Origin of the sequence: Methylomonas sp. 11b (genome assembly GCF_000515215.1) — a bacterium.
Taxonomy (GTDB): domain Bacteria; phylum Pseudomonadota; class Gammaproteobacteria; order Methylococcales; family Methylomonadaceae; genus Methylomonas.
On record NZ_KI911557.1, the window covers coordinates 4,394,011 to 4,405,183 of the forward strand.

At 41.5% G+C, this 11,173-nt stretch carries 9 protein-coding genes; all 9 read left to right on the forward strand.

Annotated elements, in window-relative coordinates; translation table 11 throughout:
- The first annotated feature begins 14 nt into the window (after positions 1-14).
- Positions 15-752 (forward strand): PEP-CTERM/exosortase system-associated acyltransferase, encoded by a 738-nt coding sequence (locus tag METH11B_RS0121220; protein WP_026603754.1) that lies wholly within the window; start codon positions 15-17, stop codon positions 750-752.
- Between the two features lie 80 nt (positions 753-832).
- Positions 833-3,229, forward strand: coding sequence for a tetratricopeptide repeat protein (locus tag METH11B_RS0121225; protein WP_026603755.1), 2,397 nt, complete (start codon positions 833-835; stop codon positions 3,227-3,229).
- A 28-nt stretch (positions 3,230-3,257) separates the two neighbouring features.
- Entirely contained in the window at positions 3,258-3,929 is a 672-nt protein-coding gene (locus METH11B_RS0121230; RefSeq protein WP_026603756.1) for a polysaccharide biosynthesis/export family protein, read from the forward strand.
- A 66-nt stretch (positions 3,930-3,995) separates the two neighbouring features.
- The gene (locus METH11B_RS0121235; protein WP_026603757.1) at positions 3,996-5,543 is read left to right on the forward strand and encodes an XrtA system polysaccharide chain length determinant; all 1,548 of its coding nucleotides are present in this window, start codon (positions 3,996-3,998) and stop codon (positions 5,541-5,543) included.
- Between the two features lie 23 nt (positions 5,544-5,566).
- Positions 5,567-6,466 (forward strand): XrtA-associated tyrosine autokinase, encoded by a 900-nt coding sequence (locus tag METH11B_RS0121240; protein ID WP_026603758.1) that lies wholly within the window; start codon positions 5,567-5,569, stop codon positions 6,464-6,466.
- Positions 6,453-8,123, forward strand: a complete 1,671-nt coding sequence (locus tag METH11B_RS0121245) for a TIGR03016 family PEP-CTERM system-associated outer membrane protein (RefSeq protein WP_231499650.1) — start codon at positions 6,453-6,455, stop codon at positions 8,121-8,123. Before METH11B_RS0121240 ends, METH11B_RS0121245 begins: the two co-directional genes overlap by 14 nt.
- A gap of 11 nt (positions 8,124-8,134) precedes the next feature.
- On the forward strand, positions 8,135-9,169 hold the full coding sequence (locus tag METH11B_RS0121250; protein WP_026603760.1) for an XrtA/PEP-CTERM system-associated ATPase: 1,035 nt from the start codon (positions 8,135-8,137) through the stop codon (positions 9,167-9,169).
- Positions 9,170-9,174: 5 nt separating this feature from the next.
- Positions 9,175-10,302 carry a non-hydrolyzing UDP-N-acetylglucosamine 2-epimerase gene (gene wecB / locus METH11B_RS0121255; protein WP_036276299.1) on the forward strand — a complete coding sequence of 376 codons (1,128 nt, stop codon included), beginning with the start codon at positions 9,175-9,177 and terminating at the stop codon, positions 10,300-10,302.
- Positions 10,303-10,308: 6 nt separating this feature from the next.
- Positions 10,309-11,172: an XrtA system polysaccharide deacetylase gene (locus METH11B_RS0121260; RefSeq protein WP_026603762.1), complete on the forward strand. Its 864-nt coding sequence runs from the start codon at positions 10,309-10,311 to the stop codon at positions 11,170-11,172.
- Position 11,173: the final 1 nt, after the last annotated feature.

Here is an 11,173-nt window from a genome sequence, read left to right on the forward strand (position 1 = left end):
AATGAGAGGGCAAGATGGATGTGGGGCCTAAGTTATCACTGGCAGAAAGTTTTAGCCGTTACTTCAAGGTGGGTCTCGCTGAAAGTGACGCTCAAAAGGAATTTGTTTTTCAAGTAAGATATCGTGTTTATTGTGAAGAGTTTAAATATGAGCCTGTTGAACGTTTTGCTAATCGCCTTGAAGTAGACGAATACGATCAATATTCCCGCCACTGTTTGATTACGCATTTGCAAACTGGTATCCCGGCTGGTTGTGTAAGAATGGTTCCTGCTATCGGAGAACGACACAATAATCCATTGCCGTTAGAAAAATACTGTGGAGTTAGTTTAGATAGCAAGCTTATAGATAATTTAAAGCTTCAGAGAAATACAGTATGCGAAATATCCAGATTAGCTGTGGATGGGGCGTTTCGTAGACGTACTGGAGAGACTCTAACGCGTTTCGGTGAAATTAACGGCTTACAGTTTTCGCCTCAAGAGCAGAGGACTTTTTCGTCAATAGCAGTTGCTTGTTTTTTTGCTGCCACAGTCCTGACAGAGGTTGATGGGCGTACAAATGTGTTTGCAATGATGGAGCCGTTCTTGCCGCGTTTGATGCATCGGTCAGGTATAGATTTTCAACGAGTTGGTAAGGATATTGACTATCATGGAATACGTGCGCCTTATTTCATTACTACTCAGGCTGTTTTGGGAAATATGCATCCCGATTTGTTAGAGTTATATTCCTGGATAAAAGAAAATATTGTTAGTTAATATGACGGGATCGAATGTAATTATATATTTCTCGGCGATTAATAGGTAGCCAGATAAAATATCGAGGTTTTGGTAATAGGATGAAAAAAATAATCAGTTCCGTAGTGCTCGCATGCTCATTTTTATTGCAAACAGCGGCATGTTCCTCTCCGGAGGAGGCTGCTCAGAGTCATTTGCAAAAAGGTAAGGAGTTTTTTGAAAAAGGGGAGTTTGATAAGTCCTTGCTGGAGTTGAAGACGTCTAGCCAAAGCAGCGATAAGTTTGGTGAGACCTATTTCTATATGGCCTTATTGGACGAAAAAAATAATAATTTCAAGTCTATGCGGCAAAACCTAATTAGGGCCTTAGAATTAGAGCCAAGTTTGACTTCCGCAAAAATAAAACTGGGTAAGCTCGATATCGTTTTCGGAGATTTGGAGAAAGCATTGGAGCAAGCTGAGTCAGTTTTGGCAAGTGATTCAAGCAATACTGATGCAAAATTGATCAAGGCATCAGTTTATATTAAGCAGTTGAAAAAAGATCAAGCAGCGGAAATAGTTGATTTTGTTTTGAAGGACAGCCCGGATAATGTTGAGGCGTTGTCGTTGCAGGCGGCTTTACTTGCTGAAAAAAATGAAATAGATCAAGCCTTGGGATTGGTAAATAGAGCGTTGGAAAAACAGCCTAAAAACCTTCCTTTGCGTTTATTTAAAATTAAACTCGATGCAGGGCTGAATAATATAGATAGTGTGATAAAGGGGTATGAGGAGCTTATTCAGTTATACCCGGATGCTAGTAACTTTAAATTGAGTTTGGCTTCCATTTACTCGATGACTGATAAGCTTGAGGAGGCGGAGAGGCTATTAAGGGAAATGGTTGAAAAATCAAATGATAAAAGCGAACCTGAAATCGTTTTGATCGAATTCCTAAATGCTCGTGCTAAAGATCGGGTTATTCCAGAGTACAAGGCTATGCTTAACCGTCATCAAGGGCAACCTAAGGTGTTGTTAGAGCTATCGAAATGGATGGTTGCGTCAGGGTATGCTGAGACTGGTAAAGAAGGATTGGAACAAGTTGTTCAGCTAGAGAAGAATAACGAAGCAGGCTTGTCAGCTAAAGTCATTCTTGCGGAAATTGCGCTAACGGAAAAGCAGTTTAGTGCTGTAGAAAGCTCGTTGAGAGATGTTCTTAGTGTTAATTCAGAATTGATTCAGGCAAATTTGCTTAAAGGTCGCTTTTTGCTGGCTCAAAATAAAACGGATGAAGCCATTGAGTTTCTGAATAAGCTTATATGGAACAAAACTAATGTAGACGATGTTTATTCCTTGTTAGGTGATGCCTATTTGATAAAACAAGATCGGAAACAGGCTGAGAAAAGTTTTAAGCAGGCCTTAGAAGTTAATCCAGCCAATTTGACGGCCTTTTCTCGAGTATATAGTAACTACATACAGGCTGGGCAAAATGAAAATGCTAGACAATATCTTGAAAAGGCGTTATCGATAAAACAAAACGATGTTTTACTGCTTACCAGTAAGGCTGAGTTGGATATTTTGGAGAAAAAGTGGGATGGCGCCCAAGAGGCTATTCAGCGGCTAGCACTTTTTTCTAAAGATAAGGCGATGCCTATATATCTTCAAGCCAATATTTTGCAGGGTAAAGGTAAGTATTCTGAATCAATTAGCTTGTATGACAGATTGATACAACAGTATCCTAATCATCTAAATTCATTGATTAATTTAGTTAGATCTTACGAGGCTCTTGGGCAAAGAGATAAGGCTGTTGCTTATTTAGAAAAGCATCATTTGAAGTATCCTGATCAATTAAATGCAGTCGGTGCTTTGAGTGATATATATATTGCAAATAATGATTTTGTAAAAACCAAAAAGCTGCTGACGGATCAGATTAAACACACTCCAAAGGCAGTATCTATTTATCTCGCTCTAGCAAGGGTTGAGGCCATGATGAATAAAAATATTTCTTCAGCTAAAGATGTGTATTTGCGAGGATTGGAAGTCAATCCAGATGATCCTCAATTAGCTATGGCTCTGGCTGCTTTGTATGAGCAATTAAACGAAAAGGAAAATGCAATCAGGGCGTATAAATCAGTGCTCGATAAAAATCCTGACAATAAATTAGCTATTAACAATTTAGCATCATTATTGGTGGAGTCAAACAGTCGCGACGAGATTGGTCAAGGTATGGAGTTAGCAAAAGTATTTAAAGATTCCGAGAATTCCTATTTTCAAGATACATATGCTTGGGCATTAATTAAAGCTGGTAGTAATGAGGAGGGACTTAAGTTATTACAGTCCTTGATTCTAAAAGAGCCTAAACTGCCTGAGTTTAGATATCACTTAGGAGTTGCACACATGAATGCGGGTAATAAAGCGACTGCAATAAGTGAGCTTAAACAAGCTATTAGTATGTCTGAAAAGCAAAAACGAAGTTTTTCTGGTAAAGATAACGCAAAAAAAATCCTTGAAGAAGTAGAGAATTGAGCAGGTAATTGGGGTAACTACTTAGATTATGAATATGCCGATATTTAAAAAAAAGTTGTTGTACTGTTTGATAGAGTTTGTCCTTGTTTCTAGTATTGTTGGTTGTTCCCAACCTCTGCTTGAGGATGTGCAACAGGCTGCTGATTATACTTATCAGATAGGGCCCGGTGATAGTGTCAACATTTTTGTTTGGGGTAACCCTGAGTTATCTACTTCAGCACCCGTTCGTCCGGATGGAAAGATAACCGTTCCTCTAGTAGAAGAATTGTTGGCCAGTGGTAAAACGCCATTTGAACTTGCTCGGGACATTGAGAAGGTGCTTTCGACCTATATCAAGAGTCCGCAGGTGGTTGTTATGGTAAGCGGATTCAAAGGGATTAGCACTCAGCAAATCAGGGTTATTGGGAGAATTGGTGGTGGAGCCGGTGGCGGTGGTGGTGGAGCCGGTGGTGGTGGCGTAGGACGTTACCAGGGTAAATCCATTCCATACGAGAGGGGGATGACGTTATTGGATGTTATTATTCAAATTGGTCTGAACCAATATGCTGATGGCAATAGAGCCAGTGTTATCAGGGACGTGAATGGAGAATTGAAGCCTTTTGGAGTAAGGATTGACGACCTGATTGATGATACAGATTTGTCAGCTAATGTCTTGATGATGCCTGGGGACATTTTAATTATTCCCGATGCGTATTTTTAGGTAGTTTGACTTTTTCTGTAGGTAGTATCCCCATTAATTTTAGATTGAAAACAACGGCTAGTTAATATGCAGCAAGATCTTTCCGAAGTTTATTTTTATTTGAAAGGTACTTTAAAGTACAAGCGCCTCGCCATCGTTTTCGCTTTGGTTGTCTGTTCAGCTGCTTGGGCGTACATTTTTATGATGCCCGATAAATTTGAATCTAAAGCCAAAGTTCATATTGATTCAGCCACAGTGATTAGACCTCTCATGAGAGGGATGGTTATAGAGCCTGATATATCTGCGCTGATCAGAATAATTCAGCAGCTAATGTTTACGAGACCTAATCTGGAAAAAATTGTTGCGCTATCTCAACTAAGTAGATCGCAGGATAGCTCAGGATCTGCTACGGAATTGATTGAGAAACTCAAGAAAGACATAACAATTGCCGGAGGCAGAGGAGATATATTCGATATTGCGTATACTTCCCAAGATCCTGAAGTTGCGAAGAGTGTGGTCCAGGCTGTTCTTACCGTGTTTTCAGAACAAACTGAGGGGAAGGCATTGGCTGACGCAAGTGATGCGCAACGTTTCATCGAACAGCAGATACGAGAATACGAGATTAGGCTGCAAGATGCTGAAAAAGCAAAAGAAGAATTCAAGCGCGCAAACATAGATTTACTCAACGGCTCAGATCAATTTCAGAGTTTGCAGAAAATGAAGGAACAGTATTTAGATGCCAACACGGCTCTAGATCAAGCTATTTCTCGACGAAATGTATTAGCGGAGCAGGTTGCTGAGATCCAAGAGTCTGAAGAAGACTGGGGGCTACCTACATCCACTCAGGAAGTATCTGCAGATAATGCAAGGATAGAATCGCTGAAAGATAAGCGCACTGAATTGTTGCTGAAATATACCGAGCGCCATCCAGAAATAATTGAAATTGATAAGTTGATTGAGACGCTGAAAACTCAAGAGAATCAAACTAAGGCGAGTCAGACACAAGCAAGCGGAGATATACAGGAAGGTCTTTCCGAAAGTATTGGGGCAGAGAAAATGGCGAATCCCTACGTTCAGGCGTTAAAAATGGGTTTTGACAATGCTCAGGCTGAAGTTGCTTCTAGTCAAACTTTAGTTGAATCAATTCGAAACAGGATAGCAAAACTTGAAGAAGGCTTGAATGAAAGATTGACCATAGAAACGGAAATGAAAAATCTTAACCGGGACTATGAAACGATAAGCGGTAAGTACGCTGAGTTACTTGATCGGCGTGAACAGGCTCACATTACCGAACGCGTTGACGACCAGACATCTCGTTTGAAATTCAAAATTGCTGATCCCCCTAGTAAGCCCAACAAACCTAGTTCCCCTAATAGAAAATTATTTTACTCTTTCGCACTTTTGGTTGGGGTGATTTTAGGATTCGGTGTCGCGTTTTTGGTTTATTTTATACGACCAGTGTTCATGTCAACAAGACAAGTAAGGATTGTGACCGGGCTACCATCCTTAGGTAGTGTGTCTCTTACCTCACAGGGCATAAGTCAGACTAATAATATTGACTGGTTACTTATTTCGACTTTTGCAATACTGCTAAGTGGCTATATCGGTATCATGATATTTGAGATACTAAAGTAAAGTGGTATTAAACAGGTAAGCATATGAGCATTATAGAGAATGCGCTGAAAAAGGCAGGGAGCCAAGGGTTAGTTGTGGAAAATAATAGTCAAGAGTCGGCTATCACAAGTAAACCTGATCTGGGTGTCAGCGAAAGCAATTTAGAATCGGTTGGGTTGCGAGAATCTTCCCGCGCATTTTCGCCCGAGCAACAAGTTGTTGTTGATTGGGTTGGTTTGGCTGAAAATGGTTTTATAGATAATAATAATGCAAAGTCTCAGCTAGCTGAAGAGTTTAGGGTTATTAAGAGACCTTTGGTAAACAATATACAGGGCGCGGAAAATAATGGTATTAATCGTTCTAATTTAATTCTTATTTGCAGCAGTTTGCCTGGGGAAGGTAAAACATTCGTTTCAATTAACTTGGCTTTGAGCATCGCTAACGAAAGAGATAAAAAAGTTTTGCTTATAGATGCCGATGTAGAAAAGCCAAGTATATCAAAACAATTGGGGATTAATAGCCCTCGTGGCTTAATAGAGTATCTAGAAGATGATAAAGTCACTTTTTCGGATATTTTACTAAAAACAGATCTTCCAAATCTTAGTTTAATTACGGCGGGTAAAAGACATAAATACTCGACAGAGTTGTTATCAAGTCAACGGATGTATTTGTTTGCGGAAGAAGTGAGTCGGCGATACAAAGATCGAATTGTTATTTTTGATTCGCCTCCGTTGTTAGTTGCTACTCAGGCCCAAATACTTGCAGAACTTGTAGGTCAAGTAGTGCTGGTGATCGCGGCGGAAGTAACCCCTCAGAGCGTGGTTAATGAGTCGGTTGCGAAGCTTAGTAATTGCGATGTTGTTATGACCCTTCTGAACAAAACAAGAAAAGAGATAGATATATACGGTCACAATTATAGTTATGGGAAATATGGACATTTGTGACAGTAATCGTCTTTCCGGTTTATCTCTAGCCACTTTGCTTTCTGGTTTAAGTGTAGGCATGGTTTTACATTCTAGCGCTGCGAAAGCGCTTGATTGGAGATTTAGTCCAAGTTTATCGGCGAGTGAAATATTTTCTGATAATTTGACGCTTTCTGAAAATAACAAAAAAAGTGGCTTTGTAACTGAGATTAGTCCTGGAGTTTCGTTGTATGGAGATTCTCCTTGGAGTAATTTCAATTTAAATTATCGTATGCAAGGTCTCTATAATGCGGGTGGTAGAGATGCTATAGATATAAATCATCAGCTTAATATGAATTCTTTGTATCAAGCCGTTCGTAACACTCTTTTTCTGGAAACTGCAAGTTCAATTAGTCAACAAAATATTAGTAATTCGTTTGTTACGACCGATAATATTTCTGGGAACGGTGGTCGGACTGAAGTAAAGACATTTAGTGTTTCACCCTATTGGACACCTCGTTTTGGCCAGTTTGCAACGGGTTTAGCTAAAGTCGGTTATAGTAAATCTTCCTTTGAGAATTTGAATGGGTCTTCAGTCACACCGCAGTTGTCTAGTTTAGTGTCTGATTCAGATACTATTACGCGTCAGGCTAGATTGTCCAGCGGCAGTTACTTTAATAGAGTTAACTGGGGATTGAACTATTCGTCCCAAGAGCAAAGTAGGGCTGCCGGACAAGATGTTCGATTTGAACAATACCAAGGTAATGCCCGATATTATATCAATAATAAATTCAACCTTTTTGGACAGGTAGGGTTTGAAAATAACGATTTTCAAACCTCGACGAACAGCATAAGTAATGGTTTTTTTTATACGGTTGGCGGGCAATGGACGCCAAGCAAGTGGTATTCACTTGAGGTTGGTATCGGTAATAACAAGCATGCTACATTGCAATTTAATCCATCGGAAAATCTTAGTTCGACCATTACGTATCGTAATAAAGATGTTGGGTTAAACACTGGCGATTCTTGGGATGCAAATTTTAACTATCGAGCTAAGCAGCTGACTATTGGATTTAATTATTCCCAAGAGACAACGACGCTGCAACAATTGTTCGCCGAGCAGGGTTTTTTCCTTCGGGATGCTTCGGGCAGTTTAACTCAGGTGGTAAATACTCAAGATTTAGTTTCACGGGGAATTCTAACCCCTGGTCCGACTGATCCTGTTACCGGACGATCGTCGTTGATTCCAGGGCCCAATTTTAACAATACCCAGCTAGTTTTGAATCCGTTTGATTTGGTAAATGACGTGATTATTAGAAAGCGTGGAAACCTTTCTTTTTCCTACCAAACCGGTAAGAGCAGTTATACCGCTTCGGTATTTAATGAACGTAGAACATACGAAGCTCGTTCAGGAGAGGACATGTCATACGGCGTTACGGGCAGTTGGCAATGGCAGTTTACTCCGAGAATGGACCTTTATCTACGTCCTTCTTGGCAACATACGGATGGCGAATTGTCCAGTAATTCTCGATATGATGTCGCTTTGGGTGTAAGTAGGGGCGTTCCAATTAATCTGGGACGGCCTTTATTAATGGATACCAGGCTCGAGTTTCGACATATCAATCAAATATCTAATTCCTCTCAATTTGATGGTTATGTTGAGAACCGGGCGACAGCTAATTTTAACGTACGATTCTAAACAGAAAATACATGTACGACGGATTTTATAATCTCACCCAAAAGCCTTTTCAGCTTAGCGCTGATCCAGATTTTTTTTTCCAAAGCTCTGTACATAAACGTGCTTTAGCTTATATGCATTACGGCTTGACGCAGGGTGAGGGCTTTGTTCTCGTTATAGGCTCGCCTGGCACGGGTAAAACTATGCTGGTAAAGAGTTTGATAAAAAATTTGAACAAAGAGAAGTTGTTAATTGGGGTGATGATGACTTCTCAAGTGGGTCCCGAAGACACCTTGAGGATGGCGGCATCGACATTTGGTTTTTCATTTTCTCTGACGGATAAGGCCAGTTTATTATCTGGGTTTGAAAAGTTTATCGCTGAAAAAGCCAGAGAAGGAAGGCGATTGCTTTTAATCGTCGATGAAGCTCAGAATTTGCCAAAACAATCCTTGGAAGAATTGCGTATGCTTACCAATTTGGATGTTAATGGCAATCCTGTTTTTCAGGTGTTTTTGATTGGGCAACCCGAATTGAAACGCACCATTTACTCTGCGGATATGGAGCAGCTAAAGCAGCGCATTGTCTCTACATTTCAGCTTGATCCGTTGGATTTGGAAGAGACCAAAGAATATATACTTTTTAGGTTGCAAACTGCTGGTTGGTCTGGGACTCCTGAGTTTACGCCAAGTGTTTTTGAGGCTATTCACGAGTTTAGTGGAGGTATTCCTAGACGCATTAATTCCTTGTGTGACCGTCTGCTGTTGTTCGGTTATTTGGAAGAGTTGAAGCTGTTGGACGAACAGGCAGTAACTAAAGTTATCGTCGAGGTTAAGGAAGAAATGTTGCTCGAGGTTGCTGACGAGGAGTATGAGAGTTCCATGCCTCCGTTACATCGTTTCAGTGGTGCTGATTCAGAGTCTCTCGAGCATCGGATTGCCAGACTCGAAGATCTTGTCACCAATCTTAGAAACAGTCTGAATAAAGAAAAAGCGCTGCTTAGAAAAGCTATTTTGCTGCAATTGGATATGGATGCAGTTTACAGCGATACAACAACCTCCCTGGATTAACAAAAATGTTCCCTAAAGTCTTGGTTTGCGTGGTTGGCGCGCGACCTAATTTCATGAAAATGGCGCCAATTATTAGGCAGTTACAAGCAGTTAGGCATTTGGTGACACCTTATTTGGTGCATACCGGTCAGCATTACGACCAAGCCATGAAAGATACTTTTTTCCAACAGCTCGGTATTCCTGAACCTGACAAAGATTTGGGTGTTGGATCCGGCAGTCATGCAATGCAGACTGCAAATGTCATGTTGCGGTTTGAGCCGGTTTTGGATGAGGTTAAGCCTTTTGCCGTGTTGGTAGTGGGTGATGTCAATTCAACCATCGCCTGCGGGTTGGTCGCAGTTAAAAAAAATATTCCATTGATCCATGTTGAAGCCGGTTTGAGAAGTTATGATCGGCAAATGCCGGAAGAGATTAACCGGATTTTGACAGACCAAATCTCAGACCTGCTATTCACCACGGAACGTGCGGCGGCGGACAATTTGATTAAGGAAGGTATTGCCGAACAGCGGATATGCTTTACCGGTAATGTGATGATCGACACGCTTCTGGCTAACTGCCAACAAGCCTCTTCTTTGGCGGAAACATTGCTGCGATACGGTTCTAAGCAGGTTGTTTCGGAAAAAGCTTATGCCTTGTTAACGCTACACAGGCCTTCTAATGTTGACGACCCCGAAACACTGGCGCGCTTGGTTCGGGTGGTAGGGGATATCAGTGAAAAACTCCCGGTGATATTTCCGGTCCACCCACGTACACAGCAAAAAATTGTGGAAGCGGGTTTGCTGCAAATATTGCCGCAACAGAGGGTGATTATGTTGCCTCCGGTGGCATATTTGGAAATGCTCGGTTTGATGCAATCCGCCCAATTGGTTTTGACTGACTCCGGTGGTTTACAGGAAGAAACCACCGCATTGGGTGTACCTTGTGTGACTTTGCGGGAAAATACCGAAAGGCCGATCACGATCACCGAGGGTACTAATACTATTGTGGGAACTGATCGGGCTAAAATCATGCAATGCGTTGATGATATTTTGCTCACTGGTGGTAAAAGTGGCCGAGTCCCGGAATATTGGGATGGTAAAGCCGCTGGTCGCATCGTCGATGAAATTGTGCGTCGTTATGAGTTGGCAGGGTAAGGCTATATGAATTTGCCTGTACGGGTTAATGCCATGACGGTCGATGTCGAGGATTATTTTCAGGTCTCGGCTTTTGAGGCGAATATTCAGCGTAGTCAGTGGGATGCTCTGCCGCACCGGGTAGAACAGAATACCCAGAGGATTTTGGATTTATTTGCGCAACATCAGGTAAAAGCCACTTTTTTTACCTTGGGCTGGGTAGCCGAACGTTATCCGCAGCTGGTTCGGCGGATTGTCGATGAAGGGCACGAACTCGCTTCGCACGGTTATCAACATACCCGCGTAACCGAACAAACACCGGAACAGTTCCGGGAAGATCTTAGAATTAGCCGGCAGATTCTCGAAGACATCGGCGGTGAGCCAATTGTGGGTTATCGCGCCGCTAGCTATTCGATAGGCGCTAAGAATCTCTGGGCGCTTCAGGTATTGGAAGACGAGGGCTTTCAGTACAGTTCCAGTATATATCCTGTAAAACACGATTTATACGGTATGCCGAGCGCTCCCCGCTTCGCCTACAGGCCGGATAACGCACCCAAACTTTTAGAAATACCGATTACTACTTTGAAAATCCTGGATCGTAATGTCCCCTGCGGTGGCGGTGGATTTTTTCGATTGTATCCCTATCAGTTTTCGAAGTGGGCTTACAGCCACCTCAATAAACACGAAAATCAGTCTGGAATTTTTTATTTTCACCCTTGGGAAATAGATCCTGAACAGCCGCGGCAACATGATCTATCGTTTAAAACTCGTTTCAGACATTATTTGAATCTGGGTCGAATGCAAAATCGCCTTAACAGTTTACTGTCCGATTTTGCTTGGGACACCATGCAGAATGTGTTTCTAAGCAAACAAACAGACAAATCATCATAGT